The organism is Chryseobacterium sp. CS3K3.1 (assembly GCF_059515165.1).
Genome location: NZ_JCAKRV010000006.1, coordinates 137,593 through 153,921 on the forward strand (window position 1 = coordinate 137,593; position 16,329 = coordinate 153,921).

General features: G+C 37.1%; 14 protein-coding genes and 1 pseudogene. 5 read left to right on the forward strand and 10 right to left on the reverse strand.

What is annotated here, in order from left to right; all coding sequences use genetic code 11:
- The first annotated feature begins 136 nt into the window (after positions 1 to 136).
- Positions 137 to 850, forward strand: a complete 714-nt coding sequence (locus AC5YGI_RS08005; RefSeq protein WP_330746179.1) for a T9SS type A sorting domain-containing protein — start codon at positions 137 to 139, stop codon at positions 848 to 850.
- 56 nt (positions 851 to 906) lie between these two features.
- Here AC5YGI_RS08005 and AC5YGI_RS08010 read toward each other — a convergent pair whose 3' ends face one another.
- From AC5YGI_RS08010 to AC5YGI_RS08035, 6 genes are all read right to left on the reverse strand, one after another.
- Complete coding sequence (locus AC5YGI_RS08010) at positions 907 to 1,674, reverse strand: class I SAM-dependent methyltransferase (protein ID WP_262908293.1); 768 nt, start codon at positions 1,672 to 1,674, stop codon at positions 907 to 909.
- The gene (map, locus tag AC5YGI_RS08015) at positions 1,674 to 2,483 is read right to left on the reverse strand and encodes a type I methionyl aminopeptidase (protein ID WP_110366009.1); all 810 of its coding nucleotides are present in this window, start codon (positions 2,481 to 2,483) and stop codon (positions 1,674 to 1,676) included. Before map ends, AC5YGI_RS08010 begins: the two co-directional genes overlap by 1 nt.
- A gap of 86 nt (positions 2,484 to 2,569) precedes the next feature.
- A complete protein-coding gene (locus AC5YGI_RS08020) occupies positions 2,570 to 3,001 on the reverse strand; it encodes a BT0820 family HAD-type phosphatase (RefSeq protein WP_330746178.1) in 432 nt (143 codons plus the stop codon).
- Between the two features lie 97 nt (positions 3,002 to 3,098).
- Complete coding sequence (locus AC5YGI_RS08025; protein ID WP_110008663.1) at positions 3,099 to 4,076, reverse strand: acyl-ACP desaturase; 978 nt, start codon at positions 4,074 to 4,076, stop codon at positions 3,099 to 3,101.
- A gap of 150 nt (positions 4,077 to 4,226) precedes the next feature.
- The gene (gene gpmI / locus AC5YGI_RS08030) at positions 4,227 to 5,768 is read right to left on the reverse strand and encodes a 2,3-bisphosphoglycerate-independent phosphoglycerate mutase (RefSeq protein ID WP_227941400.1); all 1,542 of its coding nucleotides are present in this window, start codon (positions 5,766 to 5,768) and stop codon (positions 4,227 to 4,229) included.
- Positions 5,769 to 5,967: 199 nt separating this feature from the next.
- A complete protein-coding gene (locus AC5YGI_RS08035) occupies positions 5,968 to 7,200 on the reverse strand; it encodes a DUF2268 domain-containing putative Zn-dependent protease (protein WP_496167965.1) in 1,233 nt (410 codons plus the stop codon).
- A 111-nt stretch (positions 7,201 to 7,311) separates the two neighbouring features.
- On the opposite strand from AC5YGI_RS08035, the gene AC5YGI_RS08040 reads away from it, so the two are divergent.
- Complete coding sequence (locus AC5YGI_RS08040; RefSeq protein ID WP_002979957.1) at positions 7,312 to 7,635, forward strand: translation initiation factor; 324 nt, start codon at positions 7,312 to 7,314, stop codon at positions 7,633 to 7,635.
- 2 nt (positions 7,636 to 7,637) lie between these two features.
- Here AC5YGI_RS08040 and AC5YGI_RS08045 read toward each other — a convergent pair whose 3' ends face one another.
- Complete coding sequence (locus tag AC5YGI_RS08045) at positions 7,638 to 8,537, reverse strand: leucine-rich repeat domain-containing protein (RefSeq protein ID WP_330746176.1); 900 nt, start codon at positions 8,535 to 8,537, stop codon at positions 7,638 to 7,640.
- Positions 8,538 to 8,595: 58 nt separating this feature from the next.
- Entirely contained in the window at positions 8,596 to 10,749 is a 2,154-nt protein-coding gene (locus AC5YGI_RS08050; protein ID WP_330746175.1) for an alkaline phosphatase PhoX, read from the reverse strand.
- 339 nt (positions 10,750 to 11,088) lie between these two features.
- Here AC5YGI_RS08050 and AC5YGI_RS08055 point away from each other — a divergent pair.
- Positions 11,089 to 11,498: pseudogene (locus AC5YGI_RS08055) on the forward strand (XRE family transcriptional regulator).
- Between the two features lie 198 nt (positions 11,499 to 11,696).
- Here AC5YGI_RS08055 and AC5YGI_RS08060 read toward each other — a convergent pair.
- The gene (locus AC5YGI_RS08060; protein ID WP_330746174.1) at positions 11,697 to 13,526 is read right to left on the reverse strand and encodes a cytochrome-c peroxidase; all 1,830 of its coding nucleotides are present in this window, start codon (positions 13,524 to 13,526) and stop codon (positions 11,697 to 11,699) included.
- A gap of 230 nt (positions 13,527 to 13,756) precedes the next feature.
- On the opposite strand from AC5YGI_RS08060, the gene AC5YGI_RS08065 reads away from it, so the two are divergent.
- The gene (locus AC5YGI_RS08065) at positions 13,757 to 14,242 is read left to right on the forward strand and encodes a hypothetical protein (RefSeq protein ID WP_330746173.1); all 486 of its coding nucleotides are present in this window, start codon (positions 13,757 to 13,759) and stop codon (positions 14,240 to 14,242) included.
- A gap of 21 nt (positions 14,243 to 14,263) precedes the next feature.
- The gene (locus AC5YGI_RS08070) at positions 14,264 to 15,118 is read left to right on the forward strand and encodes a nucleoside phosphorylase (protein WP_110366003.1); all 855 of its coding nucleotides are present in this window, start codon (positions 14,264 to 14,266) and stop codon (positions 15,116 to 15,118) included.
- Positions 15,119 to 15,437: 319 nt separating this feature from the next.
- Here the strand turns inward: AC5YGI_RS08070 and AC5YGI_RS08075 are convergent, their stop codons facing one another.
- On the reverse strand, positions 15,438 to 16,199 hold the full coding sequence (locus tag AC5YGI_RS08075) for a Rossmann-fold NAD(P)-binding domain-containing protein (RefSeq protein WP_330746172.1): 762 nt from the start codon (positions 16,197 to 16,199) through the stop codon (positions 15,438 to 15,440).
- Positions 16,200 to 16,329 lie beyond the last annotated feature (130 nt).

Consider the following 16,329-nt stretch of genomic DNA (forward strand, 5'->3'; position numbering starts at 1 on the left):
TCTAACAATATTTAAAAATGGGCCGTCTTCGTCATGAAGGCGGTTTTTGTCTGTCTTAATTTTCATTTTGATGATCCTTATAAAAAGAGCAAACAGTAAGTAATTCTTTTATATCTTTACCGGAAACTTTTAACCTATGAAAAAAATTCTATTCCTTTTAGCAGGTGGTTTACTGACTGCCCAGCAAACTTCTGAACTGCTTTCCAATAATTGGTATATCTCCAAAATGGTGACCAGTAGCGGCCAGACCACCAACACACCTTTAATAGATAATGGAGTGCCTGCTACTACATTTAATTCGGCAGGAGGAACAAGCTATGTTATTAATTCCAGATATTATAATACATCCATGATGAGTTTCGGAGTTATGCCTGGAAGTAACAATCTTATCAAAACAGCCAGCTCGTGTACTCTTTTGTTTTATAATGGCGGAAACGCTCCAGCTGTTCGGGCCTACGATCAGAAAAACTGTGACACTTACGTTTCGGGAGCCTATGCTTCTATATACAGCTATCAGATTATCACAAATGGCAGCCTCAAAACACTGATAATAACGGATCCTTCAGGAAATAAGGTCTATTACAACAATAATACTGCACAAATGAGTACTAAAGAAACTGATGCCGCTGCAAAAACGTTTAAAGCATATCCAAATCCTGTAAAAGAGGTCCTTCATATTGAAAATATTGAGAGAAACCTTTCCCTTAAGATCTACGATATATCAGGAAAACTGGTATTTGAAACGACAACTAACGGCAGCAAAACGTCAATTGATACAGGCGGTTTACAGAAAGGACAATATATGATCAAGATAGAAAATTATAAGCCATATCCTTTTGTCAAAGAATAACAACTGACTTTTCAATTATACAAAACCCGTTTCAAAAGTTGAAACGGGTTTTTATTTTATTTTTTATAAACTACCGGTAAGATTTCGTTATGTCTTAACCCGTATTTTTTTATTTCTTCTTCAGAGAATTTCTGTGAATAGAAGTTGGGTTCTATTTCAAAGCCGGCCTTTCTTAAACGGTCGAAATAATCCATACCGTACCAACGAACGTGATCATACTGCCCGAAATGCTTCTGACGTTCCTTTGGGTCTTTAATGGTAAAATCTTCATAGGTTTTCTCCAGTGAGTTTTTCATCGGAACCTGAAGGATTCCCCATCCGCCGGGCTTCATTACCCTGTATAGCTCGCTCATTGCTTTGGCATCGTCTTCAATATGTTCCAGAACATGGTTACAGAAAACAATGTCAAAGCTGTCATTTTCAAAAGGTAAATCCAGAATATCAGCCTTCACGTCTACAATCGGAGAATATAAGTCTGCCGAGATATAATTCAGGTTGCTCATTCTCTTGAATTTTCTTAAAAATTCCTGTTCAGGAGCGATATGCAGAACTTTATAATTTTTAATAAAAAAATCGGTTTCGTTCTGAAGGTACAGCCACATCTGGCGGTGTCTTTCCAAACTTAACGTTCCCGGAGAGAGTGCATTTTCTCTTTGTTTTCCATAGCCGTACGGAAGGAATTTCCTGTAAGATCTTCCGTCAATGGGATCTAAAAACTGATCTCCTTTGAAAAACTGATAAATAAGCGGTCTTGCCCAGATGCTCATTTTAATAAGCATAGGACGTGGAATTTTATTCAGTAAAAGCTTAGTTATCTTTTTCATTAAAAATCCAGTTGGAACTGCTTTTCTTCATCACTTACAATCCCTAAAGCTTCATATACATAATCAAATGTTGAAAGCAATACCGGCTTACCATTAATCACTGCTACATCATGTTCGAAGTGAGCAGATGGCATGTTATCTAGCGTTGTAACCGTCCAGCCGTCGTTATGGAACTTCACTTTTTCAGTTCCCATGTTCACCATCGGTTCAATAGCAATTGCTAAACCGTCTTTAATGACTTTACCGCTTCCCTGTCTTCCATAGTTCGGAACCTGCGGATCTTCATGCATTTTTCTGCCTAATCCATGGCCTACAAGCTCTCTTACCACTCCATATCCTTCTTTTTCACAATGTGCCTGAATCGCATGGGAGATATCTCCGATCCTCTTTCCTCTGACACACTGCTCAATCCCTTTGTACAGAGATTCTTTGGTAACCTGTAGTAATTTTTTAATCTCAGGCTTTACTTCCCCGATTTCAAAAGTGTAGGCATGATCTCCTACAAAACCGTTCAGAATAACTCCACAGTCTACAGAAAGAACATCTCCTTCTTTTACCACATCATTGTTTGGGAAACCATGAACAACCTGCTCATTGGGAGAGATACAAAGAGAGTTTGGAAATCCTCCGTATCCTAAAAATGCAGGTTCAGCACCATGATCTTTAATAAAATCATGAGCCAGTTTATCTAAATATAAGGTAGTAATCCCCGGTTTAATTTCTTTTGCCAACATTCCCAATGTTTTAGAAACCAATCGGGCGCTCTCCTTCATCAGACGTAATTCGTCTATCGTTTTTAATTGAATCATTGTATTAATTTACCAATGTATTAATAGATCAGTGTAACAATATGGATTGGTAAATTGGTACACTGTTAAATTTAAATTGTTTTATTCTACCAGAAAAGTCCTTTTTTCTTTTCTTTTTTAAGTTTTGAATAGGCAAGAACCTCTTTTCCTTCCACACGGAATTCTATTCTTTCCTGAATGATGTTGTAGATTTCACCCCATCCCGGGAATCCTCCTAAATTTCTGTCGTCAATAAACCAGTCTGCATCTAATTTTCTGGACTGATTTTCAGGATCAAAAACTTCCCCTTCAAAGCTTGAGTTCACAGCATAAAATTCTATTCCGTTTTTTTTGCAGAATTCCACCGCTTCATCTAATGTTTTTCCGTGTCTGTATGTCCAAAGTATCAATCTGAATCCTTCAGACTGAAGTTTTTTCAAAGTTTCGAATGCAAAAGTTTTCGGTTTTCCAATGGCCGGGTAAGCATCATCAACAATAGTCCCGTCAAAGTCAACAGCAATCTTTTTATTATTTAACATTTTGTCTTTTTTTAGCTTTGCAAAGATAAGAAATAAAAAGAGTGCCAAAAAGAAAGGCACTCAATACTTTTATATTTTAATAATAATAAAGATCTTATTAGCTTTTTACCCAGCTAAACTGGAACTGAAGATCGGGAGTAGAAACCCTGTCTGTGATCTTCTGCAGCCTTGCAGGAAGTTTCATCAGGTATTCCTGAGCTTTTTCAGCTTTTTCAGTAAGTCCTTTTACATGCTCAATTTTCCATTCATCTAAAAGGTCTTTCATAATGTTGATATAATCCTGGCCTGTGTACACCATACATCTTTGTGCGGCATCTGAGAAATGTCCCCAAAGTTCGCCTGCTTTTTGTCCTGACTGTCTCATTAAGTGAGCAGGCATTACAATTTTCTTACGCATCATATCTTCAAACGCAAGAATCATTTCCGAAGGGTCTACTTCAAGGATTTTTGCTACGAAATGTTTGTATGCTTTAGCGTGTCTTGCTTCGTCTGCAGCAATTACACCACACATTTTTGCTAATTTTCCGTTTCCTGATTGTTTAGCCAATGTTCCTACTCTTCTGTGAGAGATATTGGTAGCTGTTTCCTGGAAGCTCGTATAAATGAAGTTTCTGTAGGGATCCATACTTGTTCCCAGATCGAATCCGTCATTGATCAGGTATTGGGTAGTGATTTCCACTTCTCTCATGTTTACTCTTCCACACAGATAAAGATATTTGTTTAATAAATCTCCGTGTCTGTTTTCCTCAGCGGTCCACGCTCTTACCCAGTTGGCCCAGCCTACTTTTTCTTCCTGATTGATTCCGTCAACGCCCATTAACCAAGACTCATAAGATGGAAGTGCCTCTTCCGTGATACAGTCACCGATCAATGTTACAAAAAGATCATAAGGCATTTCGCGGGCAAAAGTCTGAATTTCTTCTAAGTCGTGTTTAAATTCTTCACTTGAAGGATCTGGTAAATAATCGGAAGGCTGCCATATTTTTTCAATTGGCGTTAAAAATTTATCAAGAAAAGAACCTACTTCCTTTTCCAATAATCCCATTACTTCTTTCCTAACAAGCTTTTGATACATTTTACTATTCAGTTTTAATTTACAAAGATATGATTTATTTATTATTTAACGCATAATAAAGTATGACTTGCATACTTTATCTGACATAAATCATAAAAAAAATGCCGCTACAAAAGCATAACGGCATTTTTTTAACAATATTATTGAATATTAATTAACCAAAACTTCTCCAGTCATTGCATCTGGTATTTCAACGCCCATTACTTTAAGGATTGTTGGGGCTACATCGCCCAGTTTTCCTGGTTTTAAATTCCATGTATGGTCTTTATCCATCACGATAAAAGGAACCAGGTTTGTAGAGTGCTGGGTATTTGGAGTTCCGTCCGGATTGATCATTACATCTGAGTTTCCGTGATCGGCAAGAATGAAAACAGCATATCCGTTTTCATAGGCAGCTGTAGCTACTTTTTCAATGCACTGATCTACCACCTCAGCGGCTTTTACAGCGGCTTCAAAAACACCTGTGTGTCCAACCATATCTGTATTGGCGAAATTCAAACAAACAAAATCAGCCGTTCCCTGCTCCAGTTCCGGTACGATAGCATTAGTGATATCATAGGCTGACATTTCCGGCTTCAGGTCGTAGGTAGGAACGTCTTTCGGACTTGGGCAAAGCAATCTTCTTTCTCCTGCAAATTCCTCTTCTCTTCCTCCTGAGAAGAAAAAAGTAACGTGAGGATATTTTTCTGTTTCTGCAATTCTGATCTGGGTTTTTCCATTTTTCTCAAGGATTTCACCCATAGTTTCCGTCAGTACATTTTCATCAAAAACGACCTGTACATTCTGGAAGGTTTTATCATAGTTGGTCAATGTGATGTAATACAGGTTCAGTTTCTTCATTCCAAATTCCGGGAAATCTTTCTGGGAAAGAACTTCTGTAATTTCTCTTCCTCTGTCTGTACGGAAATTGAAGCAGATCACCACATCATCTTCAATGATTCTTGCTACCGGTACTACATTTCCTGTAGCGGTAGTATTCATTAAAATAATAGGCTTCAGGAACTCATCGGTTACATTATTATCATAATACATCTTGATTGTTGCCAAAGCATCCGTTGTCTGTTCTCCGATTCCTTCCACAAGGGCACCGTAAGCTAATTTTACACGCTCCCATCTTTTATCTCTGTCCATGGCATAGTATCTTCCTACCACTGTTGCCAGCTTTCCGGTAGTTGCCTCCATATGTTTCTGAAGTTCATCGATAAATCCTAATCCGGAATGCGGATCGCAGTCTCTACCGTCGGTAAATGCGTGAACAAAAACGTTCTCATTCAATCCGAACTCTTTTGCAGCGGTCAGTAATCCTTTTAAGTGATTGATATGTGAGTGTACACCTCCGTTGGAAACCAGTCCGATGAAATGTACTTTTTTATTTTCTTTTTTTGCATATTCAAAGGCGTCCTGAATCACTTTTTCCTGACCCAATGTTCCGTTTTCAACAGCCATATTCAGTTTTACCAGGTTTTGGTAAACGACTCTTCCGGCTCCCAAGTTCATGTGTCCCACTTCAGAATTCCCCATCTGTCCGGCTGGTAAACCTACCGCCAGCCCGCTTGCTTCAAGGGTGGTATGTGGAAATTTCTGGTAACAGCTGTCTATGAATGGTGTATTTGCTTTATCTATTGCAGAAACGTTTGGGTTTGTTCCCAATCCCCATCCGTCAAGAATGGCCAGTATTGCTTTTTTCGACATTTTGTAAAACTTTTGTTAGACAAATTTACCTAATTTCCTATGAATAGAAGAATTTGGAGTTCTGATTTTTATGTATTCAGAGTAAAAAGAAAAAATCTGTGTCCTCTTCAAAATCTTTGAACAATATTATTCTCGCAGATCCTGCTGATTTCGCAGATTTTAAAATGATGATTATAGATTTCAAATCCTGGCTTCAACTCTAATTTTTAAACCAGCTATTAATCTTATAGGTAAGCTTTTTTGATTTTGTGCTTTCGATTTTAATGTTCTGTCCTTTTTCCACTCCTTTTACATTTGCTTCCTGATTCCAGGTTCCTTTGGTAAATTTCAATTGCGCCGGTACATATATTTTTAAGGTAAGCGTTCTTTCAAGATCACCTGTTCTTTCCATTTTCACTAAAGAGGCATTCCAGTTCCCCAGCCCTTTCTGATTTCCTGCAATATACACCTCATCGTTTTTATCAGGAACATTCACTATTAATGTTACAGATGAAGGTTCTCCTGAAAACTCCTGAAAGAAATCATCATACTTGATATTCTTTTCTTTTGCATAGGCTTGGATATAAGCATCCAAAAAACCGCTTTCCTTTAGAAGTAAAAACGGATCTTCAATGTTTAAAATATCATGTACCGCTTTATGTTTATCGGTTTGTTTATTGAAATAGGCTTCACATATTTTGTATCCGATCCAATATCCTAAATCATTGGGTCTGTCGTCTTTTTTGGAGGTCCAGTAAAACCAATCCCTTAAATCATCACTTTTATACCTTGTTACGAATTCTTTATATAATTTATCTGAATTAGCTTCTCCATATTGAAATGCTTTTACATTCATTTGCTCTCCGGAAACGAATTCTGCGATAAAATCAGCTCCGCCCTCTGTTAGAGCTTGTTTTAATAAAGATTCATTTCCTCTGTTATTTTGCTGAAAATGGATCATTTCATGGACGATAAGCGGAACTACTCCATCAAGGTTTTTAAAGAGCTCGGTACCGATTGAAATTCCATCATCAGAAGAGTTCCCTCCTGTATTCATTCTTCCATACACGAAATAGACGGGTGAGAATTTAGCTTCCGGATACCAATATTTTAAAGCGCTGTAACTGGCTTTTAGCTTTTTATCTTTTGCTCCGATCCCATCTAATACATTTCTGGTTTTAAGATATTTCTCTTTGTTTTTTTTCACTGTAGCATATAGAGAATCTGCATTAACGATACGGTTCCTTATAAAACTTTTCACTCCCGGTGAACCATTTTCTATGTATTCTACAAAAGGATTGGCGGTGGACGTTTCCATTTTATCAAATGCTTTCCAAAAGTTTTTTGCGTCTTTCGTTTCTAAAACTGCGTTTAGAGGATCTGTAGTAAAACCGGTTTGTGCATTTGTAATCCCAAAAGCCAACAGTAAGGCTGCAAGAAGATTGGTTTTCATATTAGTTTTTAAGTTATGTGTCAAAAAATGAAAAACGTAAATTCAATAAGGTTTATTATAATTTCGGAAGTATTTACCCTATAAATCCATAATTCTTTTTAATTTTGCGGTATGGATTTACGAGATCAATTGAAGAATCTTTTTCCTGATCATGAAGAGCAGGATTTTGAGATGCCTGAAGAAGAATTCAAGCAGAAAGAGCCTTTAGTATGCAAATTTGAGAAAAAAGGAAGAAACGGTAAGCCTGTAACGATTGTTGAAGGCTGGGAAGGCAGCGAGGAAGACCTGAAAAAAATCTCAAAGAAAATAAAAACCACCCTTGGTATAGGCGGCTCTGAGAAGGATGGAACGATTATCATTCAAGGAGATAACCGTGATAAAATCATGAATATCCTTAAAGAAATGGGCTATAAAACCAAACGTGTTGGCGGATAGTTCTAGAAATAGATCTGGGTTTCCGGCAGTAAGGTTTTTAAGTTTTCAATTTTAGATTTTTCTATAGGATTTCCTGTAAGAATCAATGTTTTCAGATTTTTAAGCTGTTTGATTTCTACAGGAATGTCTTTCAGATTATTATGGGCCAGATTCATGCTGACCATATTTTTCAGCCCTTTTACTTTGGGTGAAATTTCTGTGATATGATTTCCGCTTACATTCAAGAATTCCAGATTCTTTGATTTGAAAAGATTTTCCGGTAGTTTTATGATAGCATTCTGCTGCAGTTCAAGATATTTTAAATTTTCTGGAAAAGAAAGATTTCCAAGATCATTGATCTGGTTATCCGAAAGGTTGAGAAATTTCAGGTTTTTGATCCGATCCAGTTTGTCTGCAATAAAGCTGATCTGGTTTCCCTGAAGGTTGATTTCTTCCAGTGTTGGAATTTCCATAAGGGCTTCGGGAAAAGTATTCAGATTATTGGCATCAAAATGGACAACTTTCAGGTTCTGAAGTTTTGCAAGATTAGGATTAATACTCGTCAAACTGTTCAGATTCATTGAAAAAGTGGTCAGTTTTTTCAGATTACTTACCTCATCAGGAATAAATTTAATGCTGTTTTCATTCACATTTAAAATTTCCAGTTCTTTTAAAGCAAAAAGTTCCTGATCCATTTTCTCAAGCTTATTGGCCATGATATTCAAAAAGAATAATGAATCCAGTTTTATAATCTGAGGAGGAAGATTAAAAAGACCCTTTTCTCTGAAACTCATACTGTAAACTGTTTTTTCACTCTTTAGAGCCTCTTCAATAGTAGTAAAAGTAGGATATCTCACCGGATCAATCTGTGCTTTGATCTGAGAAAGTGAGAGGATGGAAATCAGTAAGACAAGCTTTTTCATAAAAATAAAAAGGTCTGCCGGCAACCGTGGCCGCCGACAGACAAGAATTATAAATAATTTATTTCTTTACAAGTTTAACTGTTTTCTGGAATCCGCCTTCCGCTTCAATATTTAAAACCAGAACTCGAGATCCTTCCAACTGTTGTGTGAAATCAAGATCCAATGCTTTATTGGTTCCGTTGAATTTCTTCGTATAAACGATTTTCCCGTCCATGCTGTAAGCTGTTACAGAAATATCTTTCAATCCTTTTGCTGAATTGATTTTTACCACTCCTGAAGTTGGGTTCGGTGCTACCGTTACTGTATTTTCTTCAATTTTGGTATCAATAGTTCCTAAAGTTCCCTCAGTTCCAAGATTATTTTTAAGTGCAATAACGATTGTTGCTGATTTTCCTCTGTAATCAATTGTATTCCCTGTGGCGTCTACGTCTGTAGAGATTGTTGAATCCGGGTGCTGAATAGAGAAGAAACCAAATTTATGATCAGGAGTAAATGTCAGTCCTGTAGGTTCAGAACCAGCAGGCATAGAAGCAAACAATCTTACTTTAGGGTTGGCTTGTGTATGATCTGGAGCAATGACCCAGATATAGTTTTTACCACCATCCTGAAGTACCCAAAGGTTTCCAAGTTCATCGAAAGTAAGGTTGTCATTTCCGTCTCCCCATGCTTCAGACTTCATTCCCTGAGCTGTATTGAAAGAATATACCGAAGAACCTCCTCCTACAAATGTTTCTACCTGTGAAGCCGTTGTTCCGTTATCCTGCAGACGATATACCCTGTCTAATCCTTTGGCTGTAAAATAGATTTTACCATCCAGCGGGCTGATATCAACATCCTCTACTCCATTAAATTTTGTTCCTCCCAAAGTCAGAGCATTGGTATTGGTATTATTCTGATCTGCTTTTTCTTTATTCGGAACCTGAATCCATGTCGCTGTAGTTCCTACCGGATCTCCTGCAGCCGTTAACCCCTGATCCAGTTTTAATACATAAAGGTTTCCTGAAGATAGATCATTAGGAGTATCCATTACATATTTGTACACCAAGTGAGTTCCACCGTCTTCTCCATAATACGCTATAGTTCCCGCATTATTGATCACCACGTTCTCGTGGTTCATAATTCCCATCTGCCAAAGCTTACCTTTTGTCCCGTTAGGGTTTTTAGATATAACCTGAGCTGTAGCAGGATCAATTTCTACCAACCAGCCATAATCTTTATAACCGTCATTGTTCACATCATTGGAAGTTACAGATTCTTCAGCGGTCACCACAGTTCCCCAAGGCGTAATTCCTCCTGAACAGTTTCTGATGGTTTGTACCAAACTTGGTTCTGAGAAACTTACGGCTCTTGATTTTGTCAGCTGCCAAAGCTTTGAAGTCGCGTTATAGTTGATTTCTGCCATGGTAACTCCTCCGGGATTCGTTTCATGGTTTACAGAAAGATATCCGTTGGTACTGCTTCCAGTTTTTGGAACATAAGCGGTAAAGTCGTTCTGACCTCCTACCAACCCTCCGCCTTCAGTATAGCTATCCCCTTCTTTTAAAATAAGCTGGTATTTGTGTTCAGCAGGGATAATCAACTTATTGGTTTGTGCTGTAGGAACAATGGAAGTAAAGCAGCTGATATGCGTTCCGTTACAAGCTACAGGGATAGTTGTATTGGTCGTAGTTTTCAGATAAGCATCAATTCTTAAGTCTGAACTGGTGGTACTTCTGTTGTGTAATTCAATAGAAAATCTGTTAACACCATTTACAAACTTGGATTTTGGAATAGAGAAAATGTTATAAACACTCTCTGCTGCCCCGTCAATAGTAGTACTGGAGAAAGTATTGAATGTAACAGCTCCTGCAGGCATATTATCTCTTACCACTTCTTCTCCGTTCAGGTATACAATGATACCGTCGTCTCTCATCACTCCAAGTTCCATCGTATCGGAAAGTGTTGAAAGATCTACAGTGAAATCTTTAGCAAAATAAGCGGTTGTAAGCCCTGAATTGATGGTAGTCGTTACAGGATCTCCGTATCCTAAAGGGCCATTTCCAACTGCCCATGTTGAAATATCATACGTCTGAGCATTCCATCCGGCTGGCTGTGCCTGGTTGTTATCTTTATAGCTCCATGACGCATTCTTATTGAATATCAGAGTCTGCGCCTGAAGACCAGAACTGGCCAGTATCGCCAAAGCTCCCACTGTTAGTAGTTTTTTCTTCATTTTTTATTTGATTTATTAGACCTTGCAAAACTATTTTTTTAGCGCTTTTCCTCTGTTAATAGGATTTTAAATCTAAATCACCCAATATTAACTTATCAAAAACCTAATGTTAAGGGGATTAATTTTGTGTTAAGTAATCCGGGATACGAGGTTCGGGATCTCGGGTTGGAAGTGAAATGCAATTATTTTATTTACTCATTGTTACCAAACAGGATCTATTAAACACGATAAATCTGCCAGAAAAGAGAAATTTTTATTCAAAAACATGAGTATTTTAGAAGATAATTTATTTTAAAAACGAGCTTTATTCTTATCTCTTAAAACTTTATATTTGTTATTATGATTGACACAGCTATGCAAAACAAAAAAATACATCAGGGCAGAAATATTAAACGTTTCCGTGAAATGCTTGGTATCAAGCATGAAGCATTAGTTTTGAATTAGGTGACGACTGGAATCAGAAGAAAGTCTCTCTTTTGGAACAAAAAGAAACTGTAGAGTCTGATGTTTTGGCGCAGGTAGCTCAGATTTTGAAGGTTCCGGCAGAAGCGATTGAGAATTTTGATGAAGAACAAGCGATAAACATTATTTCTAATACGGCCACTTTTGATCATTGTCAACAACCAGCCTTTTTTAATAACCAACCTACTTTCAATCCCCTTGACAAAATGATTGAACTTTATGAGCGTATGCTAAAACAACAGCAGGAAATGATTGATAAGCTGGAAAAGCTGATCCAAAACAAATAAACAGACAGGTTGATCCGATCTGTAAAACTTTAGGCTAAATTCTGAAACCTTCGTAGATCACATTTACACAAGTTTCAAAATTTAGCCTATTTTTATTAAACCTATCATTCCTACTGAATCCCGGTTCTCACAAACCCGAAATCCCGAACCCCGAATCTCTACACTCTCACTCTAAAACCCTCAAACCCCGCATCCCGCCTATTTCGCTTTACTCACATCCGTAAGAGCATTCAGAAAGGCAATGATCTGTTTTATTTCTGTTTCGGTGAGGTTTAATTTATCCGGTGCCAAAGTTTGGTTTTTCATTTTTAATCCCAATCCTTCTCCTCCGCCTTCATTATAAAAATCCAGGACTTCTTCTAAGGTATTGAAAGCTCCGTTATGGAAATAAGGTTTGGTAAGGGCAATATTTCTTACTGTCACGGTTTTAAAAGAATAATCATAAATCCATGATTTTTCCTTTTTCACAGGGCTGTTTCCTCTTCCTAAATCCTGATCAAGCTCTACAGGAAGCTGTTTGATGGGTCTGGTAGTGATTCCCAGGACTTCAGATTCATTTTCATTAAAAAATGGAGGCACCAATCCGGAAAAGGTGGGTGCAAAATGACAGGTTGCACAATTGGCTTTTCCCATAAAGAGGTTGAATCCTTTTTTCACATCATCGGAAACATTTTTTTCATTCCTCATAAAACGATCAAAATCGCTGTCAAATGAGTACAGGGAAGCCACATAAGAACTTAATGCTTTCGAGAAATTTTCTTTACTGATTTTTCCGTCCTTGAAGGCATTTCGGAATGCTTTTTTATATTCAGGTTTTATTTTTAATTTCTGAATAATGCTTTCATAACTTGTATTGAATTCCTGCTCATTATAGATAACATGTTCTGCCTGTTGTTCAAGATAAAAAGCCCGAAGATCATAGAAAAATCTCTTAGCGAAGACCGCATTGTATAAAGATGGAGAATTTCTCAACACTGTTTTCCCTTCCACATTACTTTGTGATTTTGCTTTCAGATCTGTAAAAGCATTTTCCTGAAGGTGGCAGGTTGCACAGCTCATTTTCCCGTTACCACTTAAGTTCTGATCGTAGAAAATGGATTTTCCAAGGTTTCGGATTTCCTGACTGTCTTCCGAAGATTTCAATAAGGTATAAAAATAAGGATCTAAAAAATCACTGCTGAAAAAGTTCTTATTCCCTACATTCCATCCTGAGAATTCTTTAAGGTCATCCGGTCTTCCATCCCATTTCCCGAACTCTTCATATAAAGGCTGTACGTATTTTTTATAAAACTCAATCCTGTCAAAGGTTTCAAAGTCGGTGTTTTTTGAAAGATAACTGATGGCTTCTGTTAAAATCTGGTTAGCCTTTTCAGTATTATAATTTTTAAAATAAAGATCATCATTAATGTATTTCTGTATTCCTGCAAGTGCATGGCTTGTTTCTTCGGAAATATTCAAAGAGCCTGGTGTATCAAAACCTGAAACACCCAGTGAGTAGATCCTGATCAGCTCTATACGCAAAGGCAATGTTTTGTTGTTTCCTTTGCTCAACCCATTTTTTAAAGCACTTAAATAAAACCCGGAATAGCTGTTGTACAAAAAGGTAGTGATGGTTTTGATTTTTTCTTTCTCATTTTCTGCTTCCTCTGAAAATATAAGTTCATCAAGCACCTGCAATCCTTCAGGAGGAAGTGTGTATGACGATGTCCCAGCTGCTTCGATGTGAAACAATGGCGCTGCATTAAGGTGGGTTTTGGTAAATTCAGGATAATGGTAAGCAATATAAAATTCTATTTCCTTGAATGAGTTTCTTGTACTGCTCAGCGATTTTTGCAGTTCTTCCAGAGAAATACGGTCTTCAGAGAACTTATCAACATCTGATTTCAATTGTTCAAGCTTTATTCTAAAGTCGGACAACCCTTTATTGACAAATGTATTTTCGCTTTCTTTTCCTTTATAAACAGGATTAAAGGACATTACTGCAAATCCTGTCAGAAGGATGATTATAAGCAGTGGATAAGATCTCATGAATTTTTAGCTGCAAAACTATTCATCTGATGTTATCTGAGTTTTAATAAGAGATTAAATAATGTTTATATTTCTGATATTATATTTTTCACTAATTTTAAACCCCGAAATCAAATTCATTATTCTAAAGAAACGGTTTTTCGAAATACCGGTAAAAAATAATGGCGGAAGATTATTGGGAGAGGATTTTTTACATTAAATTCAACACATCAAAAAAACTAAATAGGAGTATGAAAACAAAACTATGGTTTGCTGTGGCAGCAAGTTTCCTTTCTGTGGCAGCATTTTCCCAAAAGAAAAAGCAGCAGGAAAAACAACCTGAAAAGAAACAGGAAATGGCTGTTTATGCTGAGAAAAGAGGTTCTGATTATTATTTGGTTCGACTGGAAAAAGATAAAAATATTCCCAATGTCTATGTACATTCCAATGGGGTAACCAAGCCTTATAAAAATTATTCTGACCTGAAAGACATTGTTACGGAGTTTCCGGGAATGATGACTTCCAACAATTCCACAAAGGAAGAACTGATTTCTATTCTTAAAAAAGACGATCACTTCTATGAAATCACTTCACAGAGGAAAGATCCTAAAAATATTGAAAAAACCGTTGTTACCGTATATGAAGTAATGAACGGCCAGAAAAGAATTGTAGAAGAATACAATGACATCTACGAGGTGATGGCATCTCCTTATAAAGAAGCCATTATGATTAATTAAAAAACAAAAAATATACATATTATGCTAAACAAACTTGCTGCCTCGGAACTTGTTCTGAATGAAGACGGAAGTGTATACCACCTGAATCTTTTACCTGAAGATATCGCTGACAAAATCATCCTTGTGGGTGATCCGGACAGAGTGGCAAAGGTTTCAAAATACTTTGATACCGTGGAAATCAAGAAAAACAAAAGAGAATTCTATACGCATACAGGAACGCTTCGTGGAGAAAGAATTACCGTAATGTCTACAGGGATCGGAACTGAAAACATCGATATCGTGATGAACGAACTGGATGCTTTGGTGAACATTGATCTTCAGAACAAAGAATTTAAAACTGAACACAAAGCTCTTGAACTTTTCCGTATGGGAACCTGTGGAAGTGTAAACCCTGATGTACAGGTTGACAATATGCTGGTAACGCAGAATGTAGTTGGATTAGACGGGCTGATGCATTTCTACCAGGATTACAACTTCGAAAATGAGTTTTCTAAAAGCTTCATGGAAAAATTCCCTTACGAAAGAATCAAGCCGATGCTTTATTTCTCAGACTGGGCGGAAGAAATGGGTGAATATTATAAAGATGCCAAATACCACGGAAATACAGCAACATTCCCGGGATTCTATGCTCCACAGGGAAGACAGCTTCGTTTGAAAGCGGTTGATGATCAATTCCTGGAAACGCTGAATGATCTTGGAATTACCAATTTTGAGATGGAAACTTCTGCAATCTATGCCCTTTCAAAATTATTAGGGCACAAAGCCATTACCGTGAATAACGTTATTGCCAACAGAAGACGCGGTGAGTTCTCTGCAGACCACCATGCTTCCGAGAAAAACCTTATTGAATGGGTATTGGAAAGAATTATTAAATAATTACTTTATTAATAATAAACACAAAACCTCCGGAAACTTTTTCCGGAGGTTTTTTATTAGATTTTGGCTAAAGCCGATGGAATTTTATCTTTTTTGAAAACGGGCTCCCTTCGTCTACGCTCAGGATGTTAACCCGTTGCTATTGAATTGTATCTTGCTGAAAATATTTTTTTCATGATGAATAAACTTACCACTCACCTTTCTCATTCCGAAGAGATTCAAATACAGAAGCGATTCCTGCGGAACGACAGAGTTGTCAATGGAAATCTTGTAAGTAAAATAGGTTAAAGGCCAATAATCAATGATACAAATACCATGGTTATAAATGAAATGTTCTCGGATCCGGATGCTGAAATACATAATTCAGTTCTGAAACCAGCTTTGATGACAGAACCTTTTTTCCTTTCACTTCAAACTCTTCTGCATCAAGTAGATTTTTCTGCGCATTGATCACCTGGCTTTTTGCCGGATGAATCGGAGCCGTAACATTATAAAGTTTTGATTCAGTTTTCTGTTCAATCATTTCTGAGATAATCCCGCTGATATCAGCATAATGAATATGATTTACCGCATGGTCCAGATTGCTCACGTTATAATTTTTTAAAAGCCTGTTATCTCCCATCAGCCCTCCAAGTCTCAGAATATTCAGCTGAGGATATTTATTTCTAAGCATTCTTTCCCCTGATACGCTCACAAATGGAATGTCTTCCTCTGTAAAGTCTTTGGATACATCCGGATAAACACCTGTAGAGCTCATCAGAAACATCTGTCCTTTAAAATCACCGATAAAAGCTGATAAATTTTGAATTCTGTTATACAAAGAACTCACACAACAGCTTTTTTCCGAAACAGGAATTGTAATAATTAAAACATCCATATTTTTAATTTCCTGCCATTGGGAAAGAGGTTCTGTCAACTGATAGTCCGGGAAAGAAGCTATTACAGCAGTGATTCCTCTATTATTGAGATCTTCTGCTTTATTTTCTGTAGTGGTCGTTGCGGACAGGTTATATTTTCCGGATAAGGAAGATGCAAGTCTCTCTCCCAGCCAGCCATAGCCTATAATTCCTATTTTCTTCATATTTCAACAGAGGTTTTCATTTTTAATCCCACAAAAATATCAATAAGTTATGAAACAGGGTATTGATAAACCTTTCAGAATTTATATTTCGCAATTATTTTAAAGGGTATTTTGTGTAAAACGTTATTAA